Raw genomic sequence first — 23,982 nt, forward strand, 5'->3', positions numbered from 1 at the left:
GCCGTTGCAATCAAAGTGAGTTCAGGCCGCGGCGAGCCGCATGATGCTGACCTGATCGGCCTCGGCACGGTCGAGGATCCCGGTGACGCGCCCTTCATGCATGACCACGATGCGATCGCTCATGCCGAGGATCTCGGGCATCTCGGACGAGATCATCAGCACCGCGACGCCCTCGCAGGCGAGGCGGGAGATCAGGCGATGGATTTCAGCCTTCGCTCCGACATCGATCCCGCGCGTGGGCTCGTCGAGGATCAGGATTTTCGGGTTCGTCAAAAGCCAGCGGCCGATCAACACCTTCTGCTGGTTGCCACCCGACAGGTTCTCGATGCGCTCGTCGAGGTTGGGCGTCTTCACCCGCATCGCGTCCTTCATCTTGGTGCATTCGGCGTTCACCGCACCCTGATTGACGAAGCCACCGGTGACGAAGCGATCGGTCAACACCGCCATCTGCATGTTTTCCAGCACGCTGAGGGCCAGGAAGCAGCCTGTGTCCTTGCGATCCTCGGTCAGGAGCGCCATGCCGGCCTTCATGCCCTCGCGCGGCGAACGGATCCTGATCGGCTGACCGTTGAGCCGGATCTGGCCCCCGGTCGCGGGTGTCACGCCGAAGATCGTTTCCGCCACATTGGTGCGTCCCGACCCCACGAGCCCGGCCAGGCCGAGGATCTCGCCCCTGCGAAGATCGAACGACACGTCGCGGAACACGCCTTCGAGGGCCAGATCCTTCACGCTGAGAACGACCTCGCCGATCTGGGCCTCTTCCTTGGGGAACATCTGCGTGATCTCGCGACCCACCATGGCAGCGATCACCTGTTCGCGCGTGATGTCCTTGGCCGCATGGGTGGCGATGTAGCGCCCGTCGCGGAAGATCGACACGTCGTCCGCGATGGTGAAAAGCTCGTTCATCTTATGCGTGATGTAGATGATGCCTTTGCCCTGCGCCTTGAGGTCCGCGATGATGCGGAACAGATGATCGACTTCCCTGTCGGTCAGGGCCGACGTCGGCTCATCCATGATCAGGATGTCCGACTCGTAGGACACGGCCTTGGCGATCTCGATCATCTGCCGGTTGGCGACCGAATGATCGCGGACCTCGGAGGCCGGATCGATATCGATGGCGAGACGCCTGAAGAGTTCGGCCGTGCGCCGGTTCAATTCGCGGTGATTGACGAGGCCGAAGCCATTGAGCGGTTCGCGGCGGATCCAGATGTTCTCGGCAACCGTCATGTAGGGCATCAGGTTCAGTTCCTGATGGATCATGGCAATGCCGGCCTCGAGCGCGTCGAGCGGCGTGGCAATTTTGATCTGGTTGCCCTTGAGGCGGATTTCGCCCGTGTCCGGCTGGTAGACCCCGGCGATGATCTTCATCAGTGTCGACTTGCCGGCGCCGTTCTCGCCCATCAAGGCGTGCACGGTGCCGGGCCGGATGCGCAGCGTCACATTGTCGAGTGCAACTACGCCAGGGAATTCCTTGCGCACGTTGTCGACTTCGAGGAGGTAGTCGGCGCGGGTCTTCACGCCCGCCTCACGCACGGTCCTGAATGTTCCCGGGCTGAGCATGGGACCTCCGCCAGCTGTTGTTTAGAGCTGCGCGGGCCGGATCGCCCGCGGAGCCTGGTCGGGTTCACACTTCGTGCGAAGTGCAGAATGCTGCGTTGTCACCCTCTCCCTTGTGGAGAGGGGGTTTAGGATGCCCTGCTGAGATAGGTGAACCGCAAAGCCCCCGCGGCCGGAGGTGGCCCTATTTCGTCATGTAGGTCTTGTAATTGTCCTTGGTGACCTTCTCGAACGGGACGTCGACGTAGGACGAGACCTTTTCGCCCTTCACCATCTTGAGAGCCGCATCGATCGCGCCCTTGCCCTGCCCGGTGGCGTTCTGAAATACCGTAACGTAGAGGTTGCCGTTGGCGACCTCGGACAGGCCATCCGCCGTGGCATCGATGCCGCCGATGCACATGGTCTTGGGGTCGACGCCGGCCTGTTTCAGGGCCAGGATGGCCCCGATGGCCATTTCGTCGTTGTTGGCCGCCACGCCCGCGATCTTGTCGCCGGCGGTGATCCAGTTGTTCATCAGATCAAGTGCCTGATTGCGGTCCCAGTTGGCGGTCTGTTTCTGAACGATCTTGATGTCCGGGTTGGCGGCCACGACCTCCTCGATATCCGCCGTCCGGTCGAGCGCGGCATTGTTCGAGAGCTGGCCCTGCATGACGACGATGTTGCCCTTGCCCTTGAGGCACTTGACGAGTTCTTCGCCCTCAAGCTTGCCCGATACCTTTTCGTTGGAACCCACGAAGGCGACGTTGGCGGGCAGTTCCTTGTCCTCGGGCTTGCGGTTGACATAGACGAGGGGGATCTTCGCCGCGACCGCGAGCTGCGTCATCTTCGGCGTCGCCGACGTGTCGACCGGGTTGACGATGATGGCGTCCACCTTCTGGGCGATGAAGTTCTGGATCTGGCTCAATTGCTTGCCGGTGTCGTCCTGAGCGTCCTCGAACTGCAGCGTGACACCCTGGGCTTTGCCTTCCGCCGCGATGGCGTTGCGGACGCTCGTCAGGAAGTTGTCGTCGAATTTGTCCATGGTGACCCCGATCGTCGTCGCATGGGCGGCGGCGCTGAATGCCACCGTTGCGGACAGGGCCAGAAAAAGCTTCTTCATTCGCGTTTCCCTCGTGTTCGGGCTTGATACCCGATGGTATGGACGGCCGATTTCCGGTCCGCTTGGTCGAGCGCCTGTCAGGCTGCCTTCTTGTTGTGTTCCGTTTGCATGTATCTCAGGCTGGCTTCTACCGCCGGCCTAGGATCTTCCAAGGCGGCGACGCTCTCGGCGAAAGGTTCGAGCGAGATCGGCCCCGCGTAGCCGCCTGCCAGCAGAGCCTCGATTTGGCCGACATTGTCGATGAGATCCTCGGCGTCGACCAGCACGCGATGGGGATCCCGCATCGACTCCCCTGGAACCGACGGATCGACGACCCCTGAAACATGGACGAGACCCGTCCGATCGGGGAACAGGGCGGGCTCACCCGCGACATGGTGATGGAACGTGTCGTGCACGAGCCGGAACACATCGGCCGCTTCCACGGCATCGATGGCCTCGACGGCCTCTCGCTTCGATCGCAGGGAACATTCGGCGAAACCGAGCGGTTCCACGAGCCCGATCAACCCGGCGCTCCGTAGCATGGGGGCAAGTCCGCTCAGTGCCTCGCGCAGACCAGCGAGCCGCGTGGCCTCGTCGGGCTGGAAGGTCAAGTCGTTGACGGGGCAGAGGACGATGGCAGCTGCACCGCAGGCTTGCGCATAGCCGACGAGCTCGGCCGCCTCGGCGGCCCGCGCGGGGCTCCACTGATTGAACCGCTGCAGGGCATTGATGGACACGATCGAAACCCCGGCCGCCGCGGCTTCCGCCTTCACGGTTTCCGGCGACGTTCCATCTGTGATCGGCCCCGGGAGATCATTGCGGATTTCCACATGCGCCACGCCGAGCGCCTGCGCGAGCGCCAGGAAGTCGCGCAGCGACTTGCGGGGACACACCATATGATTCAACGCAAAGCGCAACGGCATGGCGAACCTGACGGTCGGATCGAGACTGGATTGATCGGTCTGTGGACGCGTTAAGGCACGATGAGCGTGTCAGCTCATCTTGGTTTCCCCCGAGAACTGCCTTGTGGCGTCCTCTATTCTTATATGAAATGAATATTCCACCGACGCCAGGCGGTCAATACGTTTGTTCGATTTTCAACGGGCACCTGACACGATCTGCGCAGCGACCAACGGGGCGCTCCGCATCTCGTGCCCCACGCAGACATCACGTTGGTGCGCGGGTGCGGACGATCAGTAACGCCGCATCAGGCTGACCAGACGTCCCTGGATCTGCACGCGTTCAGGCGCATAGACCTGCGTCTTGAAGGCGGGATTCGCGGCTTCGAGCTCGATCATTCCCTTGCGGCGCTGCAGACGCTTCAGGGTGGCCTCCTCATCGTCGATCAGGGCCACCACGATATCGCCCGAGGTGGCCGTATCCTGGCGTCGAATGATCACGGTGTCGCTGTCGAGGATGCCATCGCCGACCATCGACTCTCCCTGCACTTCCAGCGCGAAATGATCACCGGGAGGAAGGAAGTCAGCCGGGAGGCTAATGGTACGCGAAGGAGACTGGATGGCCGAAATGGGCGAACCTGCCGCGATACGGCCCACGACGGGAATTTCGATCGCATTGCTGTTGGCGGCGGCCCGTACCGGCGCTTCGTCCTGTTCGGCCAGTCCGCCCTTCATCGCACGGGGCCGGAAGGGCTCCCGCCGTGGCGCCGAACTCGCAGCCGCCTCGGGGAGGCGAAGCACTTCGAGCGCCCGCGCCCGATTGGCCAGGCGACGGATGAAGCCCCGCTCCTCGAGAGCCATGACGAGGCGATGAATGCCAGATTTCGATTTCAGATCGAGCGCATCCTTCATCTCGTCGAACGACGGAGGCACTCCCGCTTCCTTCAGCCGCGCATCGATGAAGAGCAAGAGCTCGCTCTGCTTCTTGGTCAACATCCCGCTTCTCCCGCCGCCGCGACGCAATCAAACAAATCGTGAACGGAGACTATCCGTTCCCGCTGCGTTCCGCAATGTGCTAAGGGGCTCTTCAATGAGGCTTGGCCTTCCGCGCGGGATAAATCACGCTGAATATGTCTTCGACCCTAAGGTTCGGTGTTCAACAGGTTTGACAATGCAATTGCCAACAGCGCGCCTTGTTGGGCTTAAGTCGCTCTACCTTGCCGGTCAGGTGCATCGTGATCCACAGCAACGGAAAAGCGTTGAAGCTTCGGACTCTTCGATCAAATGATCCGCACATGACCGGTTCATCCAAAACTAACCAAGAGATTCATCGAGTCGATCGAACCTCTGGGGGCGCGGGCTGAAACCGGACAGCCGGGCCAGGGGCCGCTTTACCTATTCCGAAGCTGACGTGCAGAGATCCGTTTCCGCCAATGCCTTCAAGGCGGGACAGGTCTACCGGTCGCAACGTCGCGTTCTATCGATGGACCTTGAGCAAGACGGAACGCTGTCGACCCGGGTGATCGGCAACGAACGCAAACCCTATACGCAAACCATCACGCTTGAACCGCATGCCGGGTGGGTCGACATCGAGGGACATTGCAGCTGCCCGGTCGGACTCAATTGCAAGCATGTAGCGGCGGCCCTGCTCGAGGGCCTGGCCGGCATCCCGAACAGAGGCGAGGCTGCGGTCGCCCAAAGTTCCGCACGCGTCGGGATTGCGCACCCGATCCGGGCCGTCCCCGAGGGTCCGCAGGGAGCCCTGTCCTCAGAACTGCTGGGTTGGCTCGACGATCTGGACCGCGCTCGTGCCACCGCGGACGAAACCTATCCGGCCACGGTGGCTCAGCGGATTGTCTACGTCCTGGCGCCACTCGCGCGCGGATCTCGCGCCGCCCAACTTATGGTCAAGCCCATCTCGGCGCGGCTCCTGAAGGACGGGCGCTATTCCGACTCGGGCCGCCCCTACGCGCCCGACTCTGTGACCTCCGGCCAGCCGGCCAAGTTCCTGCGGCCTTCCGATATAAGGATCCTCGCGGCCCTGGCGCGGCTTCGCCGCGAGACCTACACCACCGACCTGCTGTTGGCGCGCGAGACCGCGGCGCCTGTCCTCGCCGACATCCTGGCGACGGATCGCGCCCACTGGCTGTCGACCGACGGGCCACGCCTAGCGCCTGGCGGGCCGCGTCCCGCGCGCCTGGTCTGGACCTCCCATGACGGACAAGCGTTGCGGCCGATCTTCGAGGCCGCTGACGACCTTGTCGTGCTCAACGCCACCCCGCCCGTCTATGTCGATGCGAAAGCCGGGCTGATCGGCCCGCTCGAAACCGGGTTTCAACCCAAGATCGCGGCCGCTCTGCTCGACGCTCCACCCGTACCCGCGGATCGGATCGCCGCGTTCACGGCCGCGTTGCGCCAACGCGCCCCGGATCTCGCCGCTGTCGGCCCCGTCGATGCCGGACCGCCAGACGTGGTCGAGGTGGCGCCGGTCCCATGCCTGCGGCTTCTCACGGCCCGGCTTCCCGTCCAGGCGTCCGCGCCCTTCAGGCATTACGGCCACGAGGCGCCGCTCGAACCGGTCGGCATCGCCCGGCTGTCGTTTCGGTATGGGCCGGCGCAGGTGGCCCCCGGCGAACCCCGCGCCCGCCTTAGCCGCATCGAGGGAGGCCGGGTCCTCGACATCCGTCGCGACCTCGCGGCGGAAAGGGGACACTCAAACGCGCTTGGCCAAATCGGCTTCCTGCCGCTCAGTCGAGTCCGGCCCCAGGTCCCACCCGCGCATGCCCATGATTTCGTGCCGGAGGGCGACGACATGGGCTGGCTCGACGCGATCTATCACGATCTTCCGCGGCTATCCGCCGAGGGATGGCAGATCGAGGTCGCCGACGATTTTCCCTTCCGTCTGCTGCGAGGTGATGGGGCCGTCCAGGCCGACATCCGCGAAAGCTCAGGGATCGACTGGTTCGAGTTCAGCCTCGGCCTGATGGTCGACGGTGAGAGGATCGACCTCGTGGACCCGATCGTGTCGCTGATCGGCGCGCCCTCGTTCGATCCGGACACGTTCCAGGGGGGCGAGGCAGAGGATGAGCCTTTCTACCTGCCGCTCGGCGACGGGCGCATCCTGGCCGTGCCGCTGTCGCGCATCGCCTCGATCGTCGCCGCGATCCATGATCTCGCCGCCGGTGCGCTCCTGGGCGAGGGACGCCTTCGGCTGCGGCTGGCAGATGCGGTCGGGCTCGCCAGCTTCGAGGAGGCAACACTCACGGCGGGGCTGGTCTGGCGCGGCGGCGAAGCGCTCCGCCAGATGGGCCGCAAGCTCGGATCGAAGGGCATTCCCGAAGCCGGCCTGCCCGCGTCGTTCCGGGCGACCCTGCGGCCGTACCAGCAGCAGGGCGTCTCCTGGCTCGCCTTCCTGCGCGACGTCGGCCTGGGCGGCGTTCTGGCCGACGACATGGGTCTCGGCAAGACCGTGCAGGCCCTGGCGCTGCTGGCTATGGAGAAGGCCGAAGGCCGGCTCGACCGGCCGGCGCTCGTGGTCGCGCCGACGAGCCTGATGGCCAATTGGCGCCGTGAAGCGGAGCGCTTCGTCCCCGACCTGCGGGTCCTCGTCCTGCACGGCTTCGACCGAAAGACCCACTTCGACGCCATCGGGACGAGCGATCTCGTGCTCACAACCTATCCGCTGATCGGCCGCGACCATGGCGTCCTGAACCAGACCTCCTGGCACATGCTGATCCTCGATGAGGCACAGACCATCAAGAATCCCGAGGCCACCACCACCAAGCTCATCGGCACGCTCGACGCACGCCATCGCTTCTGCCTCAGCGGAACGCCGTTGGAAAACAATCTCGGCGAACTCTGGTCGCTGTTCTCCTTCGTGCTGCCGGGTTTTCTCGGCGACCGGACTTCTTTCACCCGGCAGTGGCGGACACCGATCGAGAAAGGGGGCGACAGCGCCCGCGCCCGGATGCTGGCCCGCCGGATCAAGCCCTTCCTGCTGCGCCGCACCAAGGAAGAGGTGGCCAGCGATCTGCCGGCCAAAACCGAGATCATCGAGCGCGTCGAGTTCGGGCAGGCGCAACGCGACATCTACGAAGCGGTGCGCCTGTCGATGCACGCGCTTGTGCAGGAGGCCATCGCCAGCAAAGGGTTCGCGCGAAGTCAGATCGTCATCCTCGACGCGCTCCTCAAGATGCGGCAGGCCTCCTGCGATCCGCGACTGCTGAAGCCGACCCCCAAGGCGGCCGGACGAGCCGGTTCGGCCAAGCTCGAACGGCTGGAGGAACTGCTGCGCGACCTGCTGGCCGAGAAGCGCCGCATCCTGATCTTCTCGCAATTCACCTCGATGCTGGCGTTGATCCGGTTACGTCTGGATATCTCCGGGACCCCCTATGTGATCCTGACCGGTCAGACGCGGGACCGCGACGCGGTGGTCCGCGCCTTTCAGGAGGGCGAGGTCCCGGTGTTCCTCGTCAGCCTCAAGGCCGGGGGGACCGGCCTGAACCTCACGGCCGCCGACACGGTGATCCTCTACGACCCCTGGTGGAACCCCGCCGTCGAGGACCAGGCGATCGACCGGGCGCACCGCATCGGCCAGGACAAGCCCGTCTTCGTCCACAAGCTCGTGGCCTCCGGCACCATCGAAGAGAAGATGGAGATCCTGAAAGACCGAAAACGTGCCCTCGCCGACAGCATGCTCGATCAGGACAGCGCACAAACCCTCGCCATGACGGAATCAGATCTCGACATGCTGTTCGGTGCCGGGTGAGGGAGAGTATGGCAGATTGTCATGCCCTCGATCCGGGAGTCGTGGATTCGGCTCAACTTTGACACGGTGAACAACAGGACGGCATCTGAAACGCCGATTGGGACGGGAAACGTTCCAGAGCTTCATTGCCGACAGCGGGCGCTCAAAAGCGCATCCAGCCGGTGAGCAATGGGGGGGATCCTAAGCGAACCAGCGTTTTTGCTCGATGTCGAGCCAACTGGCCGGTCGGACGCCGCCCTCTGGAGGTCGACAATCAGGTCGAAACATTCGGTCGCCTGATGTCGAACTCGTCGCGGAGGGCGCGCCAGCCCGCCGGGGTGATATCAAGCGCGCGTGAGCCTGACTGCTGACGTACCCAGCCCTGCTTGAGGCAGTGCATGCAGAGTGCCGTGCCGAGGCGGCCAGCGAGATGCGGACGGCGCTCGCTCCAATCGAGGCATGGGCGGCAGAGTAGCGTCGCACGCCTGCCGCCGGTCCTGCTGGCCTCCGCATCAATCTCGAGCGCAGCAAGACCCTGCAATCCCTCGGGCGTGACAAGCGCCGCGTCATCAGTGATCTCAATCCAGCCTCGCGCTGCCAGCGTATCGGCGAGGCTGACGCCGAGCCATCCGGCCATATGATCGTAGCAGGTTCGCGCGAGGCGCAGGCGTGCGTCCCGTGGTCCAACGCGGGGCTTCATTCTGACTGCATCGGACGCCACGAGCATCAGGTTCTCCAGGAGCCGGGCAACCTGCGGGGTGGCAAGGCGGTGATAGCGGTGTCGTCCCTGCTTGGACATCGTGACGAGCGATGCCGCCGCGAGCTGTGCGAGGTGACCGCTCGCCGTCTGAGGGGCGATACCGGCGACCTGGGCCAGTTCGGAGGCCGTGAGCGCTCGACCATCCATCAGAGCCTGCAGCATGGCCGCGCGCGCGGGATCGCCGAGAAGAGCGCCGATCTGCGCAACCGAGACTGTCGTCACCATCGGTTCGCCTCCCGGACTCCTCCGTAGCACGCTCGCTGGCTGCATGGTTCGGTCGACACCGAAGCATTCGACCCATCATGGCGTGCATACATCGAACATGAACCCTCTCTGCCGACCTCTACAGCGAACATTGATTGCGCCGAGCCGCACGTTCGACTTTACAGCGGGCCACTGTCCGACCGTGCCGTGCGTGTTCTGCGCGGACTTGCGCTGACATGGATCAGTGATGCAACGGCTGGTTTCGTCCTGGTCGAACGACATAGCCGTCGCTGTCGGTCCACTCGTGGGAAGAGCAGGCGCTTTGCCGCTTACGCGGCCATCCGTGCGCCCCTTTCCGGCGCCCCGACCTGAATGCCTTCGCCATCGCAACCGTGGGTGACCTGCCGGTTCTGGCCTTCGAGGCTGCAAGCTGGAACCGCCATGTCGTGCAGGGCCGCCCATCATCCATCTCCACCTACCTTGCGGAGTTTCAAGCATGAGTCACGTGTCGGGTTTCTACGGTTGGCGCATCGTAGCGGCCGCTTTCGTCGTGGCCGTGTTCGGTTGGGGCGTCGGCTTCTACGGACCACCCGTCTATCTCGAAGCTGTGCGGCAGGAGCGCGGCTGGCCGATCGCACTCGTCTCCGGAGCCGTGACGCTGCATTTCCTGACGGGCGTCGGCATCGTCGCGAACCTGCCAGCACTGCATCGGCGTTTCGGCCTGCCCGCCGTGACCTTCGCTGGTGCTATCGTGCTGGCTCTCGGCGTGCTGGGGTGGGCTTGCGCTCAAGCACCCTGGCAACTCTACGCCGCTGCCCTCCTGAGTGGTGCAGGGTGGCCGGCGCTCGGTGCGGCAGCCGTGAATGCGATCATCGCACCCTGGTTCGTCGCCAAACGGCCGGCGGCGCTGAGCATGGCTTATAACGGTGCGAGCATCGGCGGAGTCATCTTTTCCCCGCTATGGGTCGCCCTCATCGGCCAGGTCGGCTTCGTCTCCGCCGTCCTCATCGTCGCGGCCGGGATGATCACCACGCTCGGGGCGCTCGCCCTTTTCGTGCTCGGACGGACCCCTGGTAGCATGGGTCAGACCCCTGACGGGCAAACCGCGGAGATCGCCAACCCGGTTGCGAAGAGCACCGCGGTGCTCCCGGTGGTACGTCTGTGGCGCGATCGCGCGTTTCTGACGCTGAGTCTCGGCATGGCGCTGGCGCTGTTCGCGCAGATCGGCCTCATCACGCAACTCGTTTCACTGCTCGTGCCGGCGTTGGGGACGCAAGGCGCGGGTCTCGCGGCTGGCCTCTCGACCGCTGCGGCGGTCGTCGGGCGTCTTCTAGTCGGCTGCTGCATGCCGTCGGGTGCCGACCGCCGCCGTGCCGCGGCCTTGAGCTTGCTCGTGCAGGCGGCAGGGTGCTGGTTGCTAATGCTGTCTGGTGAAGCGAATGCGCCCCTTCTGCTTCTCGGTGTCATCCTGATCGGATTCGGCATCGGCAACGCCACCTCCCTGCCGCCGCTCATCGCCCAGGTCGAGTTCGCGGGCGTGGATGCACCGCGGGCTGTAGCGCTTATCGTCGCCGTATCCCAAGGCGCCTATGCCTTCGCGCCCGCCGTCTTCGACCTGTTGCGGCAGCTCGGATCGGATCGAGTGATCTTCATGGCGGCAGCCGCCATCCAGCTCGCGGCCGTGGGCGCGTATCTCCTGGGGAGCAAGGCCCACGGTCTGCGCGGAATGCATATTGAAGTTCGCTCGCGTGCCTCATGCGCTAAAGCCCATTCGTAGAAGCGGCTGTCTCCGAATGCCCCAGTCGCGATCGGGTCGTCTCTCGGGCGCGAGCGACGTCGTAGATTTCGTCGATGAGCGGCTTCCCCGGAAAAAGAATGCGCTATGACTTTGCGTTGACGCCCTGGCGGATCAAATCTCCATGACTGCAGTTCATGATTTTGCGGCCTCGATCACCTTGCGGGCATCGTCCGAGGCCCAGTCCGCCGGCCCCGCCATCGTGGCGATGACGCAGCCACTGCGATCGATCAGGAACGTGGTCGGAAGTCCCAGAACGGGTCCATTTTCGCGCAGGGTCTGAAAGACCGCCGCCGTCGGATCGGCATAGAACGGCAGGTGCGTGGCACCGACATCTTTAAGAAACTGCTTCGGCCGGTCGAGCTTGGCCGTATCGATGTTGACCGCCACCACCTGGAAATCCGGGCCGCCGAGCTCGCCCTGGAGCCGATCGAGTGCAGGCATTTCCTTGCGACAGGGCACGCACCATGTCGCCCAAAGGTTGAGCAGCACCGTTTTCCCCTTGAAGTCTGCGAGGGTTTTGGGGGCGCCGCCGTCCCCTGTAAACGACAGGCCGGGGAGCACTCCGGAAGGCCGGGCGGGGCTGAGCGCCGCCACCTCGCCATGGATCAAGGGATCGACCCGGTCGACAGTTGCAGTGGTGGCCGCACAGGCGGCCGCACTTTCCTTGCTGGTTCCATGCATCCCGTATAGGACGCCAGCACCGAGACCCAATCCGACAAACCCGGCCAGGATCACCAGAGTGCGGCGCAATCGCCGGGGGCGGCTCTCAGGGATTTCGGTTTTGGCTTCGTTCAACATGTTCAACCCGGGGCAGCGATGAGCAATGCGATGTGGGGCGGCCGTTTTGCCAACGGTCCCGATGCGATCATGGAGGAGATCAATGCCTCGATCGGCTTCGATCAACGCCTTGCCGCACAGGATATCCGTGGCTCCAAGGCGCATGCCGCCATGCTGGCCGCCACAGGCATCATCTCGCATGAAGATGCGGCGGCGATCCAGCACGGCCTAACCCGGATCGCGGGCGAAATCGAGGCCGGTACCTTCACGTTCAAGCGCGAGCTCGAAGACATTCACATGAATGTCGAGGCCCGCCTCGCCGAGATTATCGGGGAGGCCGCGGGTCGACTTCATACGGCGCGTTCCCGCAACGATCAGGTGGCCCTCGATTTCCGCCTGTGGGTGCGCGATACAGTGGATCAGCTCGACGTCGGGCTGCGCGACCTGCAGACCGCTTTGGTCGAGAAGGCCTTCAGTCACGCCGAAGCCGTGATGCCCGGCTTCACCCACCTTCAGTCGGCCCAGCCCGTGACGCTCGGCCATCATCTTCTCGCCTATGTCGAAATGCTCGGCCGCGACCGGGGCCGCATGCGCGATGCCCGCACCCGGATGAATGAATGTCCGCTCGGCGCCGCGGCGCTCGCGGGCACCTCCTTCCCCGTCGACCGGCACAAGGTGGCGGTCGATCTCGGCTTCGACGGACCGACCCGCAATTCGCTCGATACGGTGGCGGATCGCGACTTCGCCCTGGAGGTGCTGTCCGCAGCCTCGATCTGCGCCATGCACCTGTCGCGCTTCGCCGAGGAGATCGTATTGTGGGCGACGCCGCAATTCGGTTTCGCGGCGCTGTCCGACAAGTTCTCGACCGGATCCTCGATCATGCCACAGAAGCGAAACCCGGATGCGGCGGAGCTGGTGCGCGGCAAGACCGGCCGGATCATCGGCGCCCTGACCGGGCTCTTCATCGTCATGAAGGGCCTGCCGCTCGCCTATTCGAAGGACATGCAGGAGGACAAGGAGGGCACGTTCGACGCACTCGACTCACTCGTGCTGATGATCGCCGCCACGGCCGGCATGGTGCGGGACCTCAAACCCGATCTCAAGCGCATGGAAGCGGCGGCCGGCTCGGGCTATGCAACCGCGACCGATCTCGCCGACTGGCTGGTGCGGGTTCTTGGTCTCCCATTTCGGCAGGCCCACCACGTGACCGGTCGGATCGTTGCGGCCGCTTCGGAGCGCGACATGACGCTCGAGGAATTGCCGATCGAAGCCATGCAGGCGATCGAGCCCGGGATCACCAACGCGGTCTACGATGTGCTCGGTGTCCGCCGCTCGGTCGCAAGCCGGACGAGCTTCGGCGGAACCGCCCCTGCGAACGTCAGGGCACAGGCCGAGACTTGGCTGAAGCGGCTGGTGGCCGAAGCCGCGGCCTGACGCTCGACAGGCGGCGGCGCAGACGGGGGTCTGGATCGACCGCCGCGGTCACCGGACGCCGATCGAGTTCGGGTGATCTCAGCGTCTCGGCCGGCATCACGAAAATGTTCGCCGGCATGGCCTCGAGGCCGTTCATCTCCCGTCCGAGACGATCGAGCAGCCAATGCGCCGCCGGACCCGGCGGCGTATCGGCCAGATGAATGGTTGAGAAACTGTAGGTATGGTCCGGGAGATCCTCGACCGTCAGAGCGACCAGCCGCCCGGCCGCGATATCACTTTCCACGTGATGCGCGGGCATGTTCCCCCAGCCGAGTCCTTCGAGCAACAAGGCATGCTTGGCCCCGAGATCGGCGAGCCGCCATGTCTGGGGGCTGAGGACCGCGAAATCCTGCCCCTTCGTCAATTCCGACCGGTCGGTCAGGACGAGTTGGATATGCTGCTGCAACTCCTCGCGCGGGATGGCACCCGCACATCGAGCCAGCGGATGACTGGGGGCCGCGACCGGCATCATGAGCACGGAGCCGAGCGGCTTGGTCACGAGGTTCTCGGCGCAGAACAGCCGCGGTCCGCTCGCGCCGATGACACAGGTCCGGTCGAGGACCAGACGCGCGACCGAACCGAGCGATTCGGTGTAGAGCCGCAACCCGACTGTCGGAAAAGCCTGGCGAAACGCCGACAGGACGCGGACGAGCCGATCGGTCGGCAGCATCACGTCGACCGCGAGGCCGACCTCCGCTTCAAGGCCCTGCAGGAGGCCGCTCGCCCGGGCGCGCAGGTCGTCGGCGCCGGCCGCGAGTTTCCTGGCTTCGGTCAAGATCGCCGTGCCGGCTTCGGTGAGCACGGGGCGGCGCTTCTGCCGATCGAACAGGACCAAGCCGCCGAGCTGCTCCTCGAGATTGGCGATCGTGTAACTGATCACCGACTGGCGCCGGTTCAGGAAGCGCGCGGCCGCGGAGAAGCTGCCGGTCTGCACCACCGTCAGGAAGACGCGCAATTGATCCAGGGTCGGAGTTCCGAGGGCCGGCATATCGATCGCCTTGATGGGTAGGATCGAAACTATCCCGATTTCGAGCGAAGGTCACGGTGGTAGGGTCGCGGTGCAATTCATAAGAGGGTCGTGCCATGTCTGAACTCAATGTTCTGATCGCGTTCTATTCCCGATCCGGCGTCACCGAGGCGCTTGCCAAAGCGGTGGGAAGAGGCGCTGAGGGCGAGGGCGCAACCGTGCGGTTGCGGCGCGCTCGCGAATTCGTTGGCCCTGAGGTGATGGCTCAGGCGCCGGGGTGGAAGGAAGGCGCGGATGCGATGAACGCGCTCTACGAGGCCCCCAGCGCCGCGGATGCCGAATGGGCGGATGCGATCGCCTTTGGAACGCCCACCCGCTTCGGCAATGCGGCCGCCGAGCTGAAAGCCTATATCGATAGTCTTGGCGGCTTGTGGTTTCAGGGCAAGCTCAACGGCAAGGCCGGCGCCGCTTTCGCGTCGACATCCACCCCGCACGGCGGCAACGAAACCACGATCCTGTCGCTCTACCCGCCGCTGGCGCATCTTGGCCTGATCATCGTGCCGACCGGTTACGCGGATGCGTCGATGTTCGCAGCCGGGACACCTTATGGTGCGTCATCCGTGTCCGGGCAGACGGCCGCGAAGCCGAACGATGCAGATCTTGCAGCCGCGACATGGCAGGGCAAGCGGTTGGCCCAAGTTGCAAAGGCGCTCAAGACCGCAACTTCGGCGGCCTGAGCTTAACGCGATCCGGTTCGAAGCCGGCCAGTCGCGGAAGCATGTACCCGAATGCTGCGACGGCACAAGGATCCGTGCCGTCGCGTCGACTGAAATCAAGTCTTCGGTCAGTCTACAGGCGCAGGGCCTGGGACTAGAACTCCTCCCATTCGGTCTCGGCGCTCACCGCCTTGGCCGGCTGACGGGCGGCACCGCCGCGACCGACGGTCTTCATCGCTGGAACAGGCCTGCTGCTGCGGGCTGCCCGATGGGCCGGCCGCGCGACGACATCCGCGCCGATTTCAAAGCGGGCGACCAGCCGGGCGAGTTCGTCGGCGTCTTGAGACAAGTTGTGCGCCGCCGCTGTGGTTTCTTCCACCATGGCGGCGTTTTTCTGGGTGACCTGATCCATCTGGTTGATGGCCGTGTTGACCTGCTGCAGTCCGGCCGCCTGCTCCTGGGCCGAGGCAGCGATCTCGGCAACCGCGACGTTGAGGTCGGCCACCTGGCCGACGATCCGCGACAGCGCCTGACCGGTCTCGCCGACGAGTTCCACACCGACCTTCACTTGGCTGTCCGAGGCATGGATCAGCGCCTTGATCTCCTTCGCGGCCTCGGCCGAACGTTGGGCGAGAGCCCGCACTTCGGACGCCACGACAGCAAACCCCCGGCCGGCCTCGCCGGCCCGCGCCGCCTCGACACCCGCGTTGAGCGCCAGGAGGTTGGTCTGGAAGGCGATCTCGTCGATCACCCCGATGATCTGGCCGATCTGGACGGCCGATTTCTCGATATTGTTCATCGCGCTGATCGCCCGGCCGACGACTTCGCCGGAACGTTCCGCGTCGCCCTTGGCATTGCCGACGACTTCGCGGGCATGGCTGGCGCCTTGGGCGGTCTTCTTGACCGTGGCCGTGATTTGGTCGAGTGCGGCCGCGGTCTCCTCCAAGCTCGCAGCCTGCTGCTCGGTGCGCTGCGAAAGGTCGTCCGTTGCACTCGTGACCTCGCCGCTTCCCGCGTGGATGGCGTCCTTCTTGGTCGCGATCTGCTTCATGGTCTCCTGCAGCTCGACCGCCGCGCGGTTGAAATCATCCTTCAACGACTGCGACTTCGGCGGCACCATCTCGTTGATGCGTGTTGTAAGATCGCCTGACGCGAGCGCCGACAAGGCTTTCGTGAGCGCGGTCAGGATCAGTTTATCGTTCTCGCTTTCGGTCGCGGCGGCAAATTCCGCCACCTTTTGTTTGTGGATGTCGGTCAGCGAACCGCAGGCCCGGACCGTCTGTCCGTCGGCCGCGTAGCGGCACCCACCGGTCGCGCGGAACCAGCGATAAGATCCATCACGAACCTTGAGGCGATAGGTGACGTCATAACGGGATCGGCCCGATTTGTCAGCGAGATGACCCACGAAGGCCGCGAAGGTCGGCGCCACATCGTCCGGGTGCAATCTATCCGACCAGGACTGGACCACGTTGGGGCATTCGGATTCATGCTCGTAACCGAGCAGTCGGCGAAATTCGGGAGACCACGTCCAGACGCTTTTGGCGTGCATCGCATCGCCCTGGAAGAGAACGGCTTCCCAGAGACCGACCCCGCAGGCGTCGTCGAGCAGTTCGGCACGTTCGCGGACAGCCGCGTAGGCAGACTGTTCCGCAGAGTCCGCAGCTTTCTTCCACCAGGCAAAGCCCATCAAAATCCCCGTCTCTCGAAACGTCCCAAGGCTCGTCACCTTGTTCTCGATTTCCAAACAGGCCTTTAATCGGCGATGTTTCGGGGGCCCGAATTGATCGAGGAGGGGAAAAGGCGCGAATGAAGGTAAATGGCCGCTGATCAAGGGCACCTTGTGTTTGCGACCAGCGCCGTGAAGCGGAGTCCCGCTTTTTCCTCGCCTTCACGCGGGCTCTGTTATAGTGACGCTCTCGCTCTAGAATGTTGTCGTAGGTGGTCTTGTCGCGTCGTCTGAAAATAGCTACGATGCTCTGCGTCGTTCTCATGACCATGTCGATCGCCGGTTGCGGACGGCGGGGCCGGCTGGAACCGCCGCCTGACCCCAATGCGCCGCCTCAGAGCGCCGTCACCAAGTCGGGCATGCACCGGCGGCCGAAGAATCCCCCCATTACGGCTCCAAACGACTCCTTCATTCTCGATCCCCTGCTCTGACGCATGCACCATTTCGAGTACCGCGACGGTGTGCTTCACGGCGAGGAGATCGACGTACGGACGATCGCCCGGTCTGTCGGCACACCCTTCTACTGCTATTCGCGCGCCACGATGGAGCGGCATTACCGCGTCCTGAGCGAGGCGCTCGGCGGTTTGCCGAGCCTGATCTGCTACGCCATGAAGGCCAACTCGAACCAGGCCGTGCTGAACGTGCTCGCGCGCCTCGGGGCCGGAGCCGACGTCGTCTCCGAAGGGGAACTACGGCGCGCCTTGGCGGCAGGCATTCCTGCCGAGAGGATCACCTTCTCTGGGGTCGGCAAGACCGCACGCGAGATCGCCGCTGCGCTCGATGCCGACATTCTCTGCTTTAATGTCGAATCGGAAGCCGAACTCGCGCGCCTGTCTCGCCTGGCCACCGAAAAAGGCCGGACCGCGCGCATTGCGCTCAGGGTCAATCCGGATATCGATGCCAAGACGCATGCCAAGATCTCGACCGGAAAGGCGGAAAACAAGTTCGGCATCCCATTGGGAAGGGCCCGCGCGATCTACCGGGAAGCCGCCGCCTTGCCGGGCCTCGAGATCACCGGCGTCGACATGCATATCGGCTCCCAGATCACCGACCTCGAACCGTTCGACAATGCCTTTGCGGTTCTGGCCGATCTCGTCCGGATCCTGCGGGAGGACGGACACGCGATCCACCACGTCGACATCGGCGGTGGCCTCGGCATTCCCTACCACCAAGGTGAGGATGCCTCGGCTTTCCACCCAAGCCGTTACGCGGCGCTTGCCACGCGGCATCTGCACAATCTTGGTGTCACCATCGTGCTCGAACCGGGCCGTCTCATCGTCGGCAATGCGGGGCTGCTGGTCACCGAAGTCGTTGCGGTGAAGACCGGAGAGGCGAAGACCTTCGTGGTGGTCGATGCCGGCATGAACGACCTGATCCGGCCGACGCTCTATGACGCTCATCATGACATTCAACCCGTAGTCGTCAGTGATCAAGCCGAGATCGTGCTGGCTGATATCGTGGGGCCGGTGTGCGAGACGGGTGACTACCTCGCCTTGTCGCGACGGATCGCTCGACCGCGGGCCGGCGATCTTCTGGCTGTTTTTTCCGCCGGAGCCTATGGGGCCGTGCAGGCGGGAACCTACAATACGCGGCTGCTGGTTCCTGAAGTGATGGTCGATGGTGCCAAATGGGACGTGATCCGTCCCCGCGGCACGTACGAGGATCTGATCGGGTTGGACCGTGTCCCCGACTGGATCACGGGCTGAAAGCTGCCGAGAGCGTCCCGACTCCACTGGAACCGATCGGTGCCGGAGATCTGGCCTCCGCGGTGGATAGTGTCACGGTCCAGCTTGCTTTAGAATTGCCTGATGAGCTTCGGCCGGACAGCAAAGCATGAAAGCGGGTGCTCCAGGCGCAAGCGGTTTGCGTCATGGGGCATTGCGGCAATGGTCCTCGCAATGTCCGGACCGCTTCAGGCCCAGACCTCGCCGCCCGCGGCGGCTTCGCCGAGCGAGTCCGAGCTCGATCAGAAGCGCCATGACATGGAAGCGCTACAAAGTGCCGCAACGGTGTCGGTCGAGCAAAAGCGGAAAATCGAAGCCGAGATCGAAGAGATCCGCACCGATCGGGTGCGCCTTAACGCCGCTCTGATCGACACCACCGCAAAGGTCCATGCCGCCGAGCAGCGCGCCGACGAGATCGGCGAGCGTCTGACAACCATGTCTGGAAGCGAGGATGCGATCCGCCGATCGCTCGAAAGCCGACGCGGCGTGATCGCAGAAGTCTTGGCCTCGCTGCAGCGTCTGGGCCGCAAGCCGCCGCCCGCGATTTTGGTGCGCCCCGAAGACATTCTCAGAACGATCCGCACCTCCATCATGCTCGGTGCCGTGGTTCCGGAATTGCGGGCCGAGGCTGAAGCGCTGGCGTCGGACCTGAGCGACCTGGCCAATCTCAAGACGTCGATGGCCGCCGAGCGTGCGACGCTCGCGACCCAGATGGCTGATCTCAATGCGGAGACGACGCGGCTCCAGGGGCTTGTCGACGCTCGTCAAAAAGCACTTGCGGAAGCCCAAACCACGCTCGACGCGGAACAACGACACGCCGCCGAGATCGCGCAACAGACAACAAGCCTGAAGGACCTCATCAGCCGGATGGAAGGGAGCGACGCCCTCGCCCGCAAGGCGGCCGAGGCCGCGCACGAGTCCGAGGTCGCGCAGCAGAAGGCGGCGGAAGTGGACGCCGATTCGATCAAGGCCAAAGTAGAGGCCGGCCCGTTCCGCGATCCGGCACGGCTTGCACCCGCGGTGCCGTTTGCCGACACGAAGGGTCTGTTGTCGCTGCCGCTGAGCGGGCGCATCGTCAAGGTCTTCGGGCAGGACGACGGCTATGGCGGCACCGAGAAAGGTGTGTCGTTGCAGGCACGGCAGCGATCAATCGTCTCAGCCCCGGCCGATGGCTGGGTGGCCTTCTCGGGCCCCTATCGAACCTATGGACAAGTCTTAATTTTGAACGTCGGCGGCGGTTATTATACGGTCCTGGCGGGCATGGATCATGTTGACGTCGCGATCGGGCAATTCGTTCTTGCGGGCGAGCCGGTTGGGGCCATGGGTGACGGTTCTGTTAAGACGGCAGCCGCGATCGCTCTTGGCGCGACGGAACCCATTCTCTATGTTGAGTTTCGAAAAGACGGGGCCGCCGTCGACCCCAGCCCATGGTGGGCCAAAGCGGCGTTGCAAAAGGTTCGCGGATGATGCGCAAGGTGACTTTGATGGTGGCTGGAGCCGCACTCGGTGCCGCGTCCGCGACCGTTGCGTTCCATACCGGTATTCTGTCCTCGAGCCCCGCTCGGGCGGCGGCCTCGGACACCTATCGTAATCTCAACCTCTTCGGTGACGTTTTCGAGAAAATCCGCACCGATTATGTCGAAAAGCCGGATGAGGAGAAGCTCGTCGAGGCGGCCATCAACGGGATGCTGACCTCGCTCGATCCGCATTCGAGCTATATGGACGCCAAGAGCTACCGCGACATGCAGGTGCAGACGCGCGGCGAGTTCGGTGGCCTCGGGATCGAGGTCACGCAGGAGAACGGCGACATCAAGGTGGTGACGCCGATCGACGACACGCCCGCGTCCAAGGCCGGCATTCTTTCCGGCGACCTCATCGTCGGCATCGACGGCGATCAGGTCTCGGGCCTGACGCTCAACCAAGCTGTCGACAAGATGCGTGGTGCGGTCGGGACGACCGTCACACTGAAGATCGTGCGTCCTGATGCGAAGAACCAAAGTGCTTCGAAAGAGGGCAAGGACTACAAGCTGACCCGCGCCGTCATCACAATCAAGTCGGTGAAGTCTGAAGACAAGGACGACATCGGTTATATCCGCATCTCGCAGTTCAACGAGCAGACGTTCGATGGGCTGAAGGATGGCATGGAGAAGTTCTCCAAGGACATCCCGGCGGACAAGTTCAAGGGCTACATTCTCGACCTTCGCAACAACCCGGGCGGCCTGCTCGACCAGTCGATCGAGGTCGTCAATGCGTTTATCGACCGCGGCGAGATCGTCTCGACCCGCGGCCGCAACCCGGACGAGACGCAGCGCTACAGCGCCCGACCGGGCGGCGATCTCTCGCACGGGAAGCCGGTGGTGGTCCTCATCAACGGCGGATCGGCTTCCGCTTCCGAAATCGTGGCCGGGGCCCTGCAAGACCATAAGCGCGCCACCATCCTCGGCACGCGATCCTTCGGCAAGGGCTCGGTGCAGACGATCATTCCACTTGGGCAGAATGGGGCTTTGCGGCTGACGACGGCACGGTACTACACGCCATCGGGACGTTCGATCCAGGCCAAGGGGATCGATCCGGAATATACGATCCTTGAAGACGTGCCGGATGAGCTCAAGGGCAAGGACGACACCAAGGGTGAGGCGTCCCTGAAGGGTCACCTGAAGAATGGCGACGACGAAAAGCAGGGGTCGCAGGCCTACGTGCCGCCGGATGCTTCCAAGGACAAGCAACTCATCGCAGCGATGAATATCCTTCATGGCGTCAAGGTTTCGAGCACCACGGAAGCCGCCAAGCCGATCGCGGCATCACCGGCTCCCTCGACCGAGGCACCGGCCAGCAAGCCGGCGACAGCGACACCGGCCGAAACGCCAAAACAGGACTGAGGAACGACGGGGAGTCCGTCCCGGGCGACCTGTAAGACCGACACGCGCCATGATCGGCTACAGCCATGACGCGTGATGAACTTTATGAGCCGCTCGGCCGGAAGCCGGACCCGGTTCGGCCGCGTAGCCTTATCCCGATCCATTTGGTGCTTGGCCTCGGCTGCATAGCGGCATTGGGCGCATGGTTTCTATGGCCGGTCCGCCCGCAGCCGCCGAAGGCCATCGCGGTTTCCCCCGTTGTGGCGTCGGATCCGGTCAAGCCTGTCCCGAAGGCTCCGCCGAGCAAGATCGACGCTTCGACGGCGTCGGTCGAACCGCCCCCGAAGAGTGCCCTTTCGGCCGCCGAGGCCGAGCACGAGAGCGGCGTGAAGGTTGTCCGCCCTCCAGGGTCGTCGGCATTTCCAGGGACTTTCATCCCGGTGCCGCAAACGGAGACCCTCGCGCTCGCGCCAGCGCCCGACAGCCGGCTCGTCGAACGCGGCCGATACGGGTTCTTGCCGCGACGCGCACCCGACGGCACACGACCGGCTGACGTCTATGCTCGCCCTGTGAGCCTGGACGGAGCGCTCGGCACCCATGCCCCGCGCATCGCTCTGTTCGTCGGCGGCATGGGTCTCAACCGCATGCTGACGGCTGCCGCGGCCCAGGCTTTGCCGCCAGCCGTGACATTCGGCTTCGCACCTTACGGGGGAGACCTCGGCCAGCAGGTCGAGAATACACGTGCGTTGGGGCATGAAGCCGTTCTCCAGGTGCCGATGGAGAGCTTCAATGCATCCGACGGCTCCAGCATGCCGCGGCTTCTGGAAACCGCCGACCCCGCTCGCGTCACGTTGGACAACCTGCACTGGCAAATGAGCCGCTTCAGCGGATACGTCGGCGTCTCCAGCTTCCTCGGCGGCAAGTTCACGGCCGACGCTGCCGCCTTTTCCCCCGTCCTGAAGGACATTGCGGCCCGAGGCCTGTTCTACCTTGACGACGGGACGGCGCCCCGCAATCTCGCCGCGACACTCGGCCCCTCACTCGGCGTCCCGACACTACGCGCCGATGTCGTTATCGACGCGCTCGGTGAGCCCGAGGCGATCGACGCAGGACTGAAGAAGCTCGAGGCCGTCGCGCGCAGCAAAGGAAGCGCTCTTGGTGCGACCACGGGTTTGCCGACAACGGTGGACCGCGTCGCGGCTTTCGCGACAGCCCTCGCCGGACGTGGCATTGCCCTCGTCCCGGCCAGCGCCCTCGCTCCAGATGCTCCACAAAGGTCTGGGCCGTAGCGGCGCGGCTGACTTTTCTATGTGGTCGCCATCGCTTTCCCATCTTGAGCGACACATAACTTTACACATAACCCATGAATTCGACGTGTTCTGCCTGCACAGTTGCGCTGCAACATGTCTGCCCGGAACCCCTGATGAACCAAAGTCCAGCTCGAAAAGGTCGGTCGTGGTTTTGGCCCGGTCTGTTCGTGGTCCTCATCGGCCTCGGCGCGCTGGTCTATGAATGGCGGCAGTTCGAGCCCTGGGGAACCGCTCATCTCGGATCGTGGGTAGCTTCGGCTGACCCCTGGCTCGAAGCCCACGCGGGCTCGTTCATGAAAGCCGGGCCGACGAAAACGCCGGCACAGGATGCAGCCGCCAAGCCCAAAGGGCCAGCCGCTGTTCCGGTTTCGGTGGCACAAGCGAAGGTTGGCGCCTTTCCGGTGGTCCTGACGGGCCTCGGGACCGTGGACGCCTATAATTCCGTCCTCATTCGAAGCCGCGTCGACGGCCAGATCGTCAAGCTGAATTTCAAGGAAGGGGATCTCGTCGAGAAGGACGATGTACTGGTCGAGATCGACCCCCGGCCCTATCAGGCGGCCCTTGAGCAGGCGCAAGCCAAGAAGCAGCAGGATCAGGCTACGCTCGCGAATTCGAAGCGGGATCTTGAGCGCTACACGTCACTGGCCAAGAGCGATTACGCCACCCGCCAGCAACTCGACACGCAGACCTCGCAGGTTGCCCAGTTGACGGCACAAATCGCCGCCGACCAGGCCGCTATCGACAATGCGCAAACGCAGCTGGATTACACGACCATCAAGGCACCTATCAAAGGCCGTGTCGGATTCCGGTTGGTTGACCTCGGCAATATTGTGAACGCTTCGGCCACGACCGGGATCGTGCAGATCAATCAGATCAAGCCGATCTCCGTGATCTTCACGCAGCCAGAAGATTTCCTGCCGCAGATTTCGGACGGCCTCGCCAAAGGACCTCTCCCGGTCGAAGCACTTTCGACCGACGGCAGCCAAGTCTATGCCGAGGGGCGCCTCGAAGTGTTTAACAATGAGGTGGACGCGTCGAGTGGCACGATCCGACTGAAAGCGACCTTCCCGAATGCCGACAAGAAGCTCTGGCCGGGCTTGTCGGTGTCGACCCGCATGACCGTGGCGACGCGGGACAATGTCGTCATCGTGCCCGCCTCCGCGGTGCAGCGCGGCCAGGCTGGATTTTATGCCTATGTGGTCGGACCGGACAACAAGGCCGAAGCCCGCAACCTGAAGATCACGTTGATGAACAGCAAAGAAGCCGTGATCGACGACGGAATCAAAAGCGACGAGACCGTCGTCACCGGCGGGCAATACCGGCTGCAGAACGGAACGCCGCTCGACTTCAAGACGGCGGCGGAAAAGACCGCGTCGGCGGAGCAATGA

General features: G+C 64.1%; 16 protein-coding genes and 1 pseudogene. 9 read left to right on the forward strand and 8 right to left on the reverse strand.

The annotated features are described in order from the left end of the window. Positions 1–21 precede the first annotated feature (21 nt). From M8523_RS18950 to lexA, 4 genes are all read right to left on the reverse strand, one after another. Complete coding sequence (locus M8523_RS18950; RefSeq protein ID WP_282586463.1) at positions 22–1,560, reverse strand: sugar ABC transporter ATP-binding protein; 1,539 nt, start codon at positions 1,558–1,560, stop codon at positions 22–24. A gap of 181 nt (positions 1,561–1,741) precedes the next feature. Continuing rightward, positions 1,742–2,656 carry a sugar ABC transporter substrate-binding protein gene (locus M8523_RS18955; RefSeq protein WP_282586464.1) on the reverse strand — a complete coding sequence of 305 codons (915 nt, stop codon included), beginning with the start codon at positions 2,654–2,656 and terminating at the stop codon, positions 1,742–1,744. Between the two features lie 77 nt (positions 2,657–2,733). Next, entirely contained in the window at positions 2,734–3,558 is an 825-nt protein-coding gene (locus M8523_RS18960) for a TIM barrel protein (protein WP_282586465.1), read from the reverse strand. A 270-nt stretch (positions 3,559–3,828) separates the two neighbouring features. Beyond that, positions 3,829–4,530 (reverse strand): transcriptional repressor LexA, encoded by a 702-nt coding sequence (gene lexA / locus M8523_RS18965; protein ID WP_282586466.1) that lies wholly within the window; start codon positions 4,528–4,530, stop codon positions 3,829–3,831. A 415-nt stretch (positions 4,531–4,945) separates the two neighbouring features. On the opposite strand from lexA, the gene M8523_RS18970 reads away from it, so the two are divergent. Further along, positions 4,946–8,302 carry a DEAD/DEAH box helicase gene (locus M8523_RS18970; RefSeq protein WP_282586467.1) on the forward strand — a complete coding sequence of 1,119 codons (3,357 nt, stop codon included), beginning with the start codon at positions 4,946–4,948 and terminating at the stop codon, positions 8,300–8,302. Positions 8,303–8,555: 253 nt separating this feature from the next. Here M8523_RS18970 and M8523_RS18975 read toward each other — a convergent pair whose 3' ends face one another. Continuing rightward, entirely contained in the window at positions 8,556–9,266 is a 711-nt protein-coding gene (locus M8523_RS18975) for an ArsR/SmtB family transcription factor (RefSeq protein WP_282586468.1), read from the reverse strand. A 475-nt stretch (positions 9,267–9,741) separates the two neighbouring features. On the opposite strand from M8523_RS18975, the gene M8523_RS18980 reads away from it, so the two are divergent. Further along, positions 9,742–11,022, forward strand: coding sequence for an MFS transporter (locus M8523_RS18980; protein ID WP_282586469.1), 1,281 nt, complete (start codon positions 9,742–9,744; stop codon positions 11,020–11,022). Between the two features lie 153 nt (positions 11,023–11,175). On the opposite strand, the gene tlpA is transcribed toward M8523_RS18980, so the two are convergent. Beyond that, positions 11,176–11,841 carry a thiol:disulfide interchange protein TlpA gene (gene tlpA / locus M8523_RS18985; protein WP_282586470.1) on the reverse strand — a complete coding sequence of 222 codons (666 nt, stop codon included), beginning with the start codon at positions 11,839–11,841 and terminating at the stop codon, positions 11,176–11,178. An 18-nt stretch (positions 11,842–11,859) separates the two neighbouring features. Between tlpA and argH the strand changes: the two genes are divergently transcribed. Further along, positions 11,860–13,254 carry an argininosuccinate lyase gene (argH, locus tag M8523_RS18990; RefSeq protein WP_282586471.1) on the forward strand — a complete coding sequence of 465 codons (1,395 nt, stop codon included), beginning with the start codon at positions 11,860–11,862 and terminating at the stop codon, positions 13,252–13,254. Between the two features lie 145 nt (positions 13,255–13,399). Here argH and M8523_RS18995 read toward each other — a convergent pair. Beyond that, positions 13,400–14,281, reverse strand: a pseudogene (locus M8523_RS18995) (LysR family transcriptional regulator); the annotation flags it as partial. 95 nt (positions 14,282–14,376) lie between these two features. Here M8523_RS18995 and wrbA point away from each other — a divergent pair. Next, positions 14,377–14,997: an NAD(P)H:quinone oxidoreductase gene (gene wrbA / locus M8523_RS19000; protein ID WP_282586472.1), complete on the forward strand. Its 621-nt coding sequence runs from the start codon at positions 14,377–14,379 to the stop codon at positions 14,995–14,997. A gap of 133 nt (positions 14,998–15,130) precedes the next feature. Here the strand turns inward: wrbA and M8523_RS19005 are convergent, their stop codons facing one another. Beyond that, on the reverse strand, positions 15,131–16,702 hold the full coding sequence (locus M8523_RS19005; RefSeq protein WP_282586473.1) for a methyl-accepting chemotaxis protein: 1,572 nt from the start codon (positions 16,700–16,702) through the stop codon (positions 15,131–15,133). Positions 16,703–17,136: 434 nt separating this feature from the next. Between M8523_RS19005 and lysA the strand changes: the two genes are divergently transcribed. From lysA to M8523_RS19030, 5 genes are all read left to right on the forward strand, one after another. Further along, on the forward strand, positions 17,137–18,408 hold the full coding sequence (gene lysA / locus M8523_RS19010; protein WP_282586474.1) for a diaminopimelate decarboxylase: 1,272 nt from the start codon (positions 17,137–17,139) through the stop codon (positions 18,406–18,408). Positions 18,409–18,600: 192 nt separating this feature from the next. Further along, entirely contained in the window at positions 18,601–19,893 is a 1,293-nt protein-coding gene (locus M8523_RS19015) for a murein hydrolase activator EnvC family protein (RefSeq protein WP_282586475.1), read from the forward strand. Continuing rightward, a complete protein-coding gene (locus M8523_RS19020) occupies positions 19,890–21,305 on the forward strand; it encodes a S41 family peptidase (RefSeq protein WP_282586476.1) in 1,416 nt (471 codons plus the stop codon). The genes M8523_RS19015 and M8523_RS19020 overlap by 4 nt, the downstream gene beginning before the upstream one ends. A gap of 65 nt (positions 21,306–21,370) precedes the next feature. After that, the gene (locus M8523_RS19025) at positions 21,371–22,573 is read left to right on the forward strand and encodes a divergent polysaccharide deacetylase family protein (protein ID WP_282586477.1); all 1,203 of its coding nucleotides are present in this window, start codon (positions 21,371–21,373) and stop codon (positions 22,571–22,573) included. 134 nt (positions 22,574–22,707) lie between these two features. Next, positions 22,708–23,982 carry an efflux RND transporter periplasmic adaptor subunit gene (locus M8523_RS19030; RefSeq protein WP_282586478.1) on the forward strand — a complete coding sequence of 425 codons (1,275 nt, stop codon included), beginning with the start codon at positions 22,708–22,710 and terminating at the stop codon, positions 23,980–23,982.

It is taken from the genome of Lichenifustis flavocetrariae, assembly GCF_026130545.1.
Classification (GTDB): domain Bacteria; phylum Pseudomonadota; class Alphaproteobacteria; order Rhizobiales; family Beijerinckiaceae; genus Lichenihabitans; species Lichenihabitans flavocetrariae.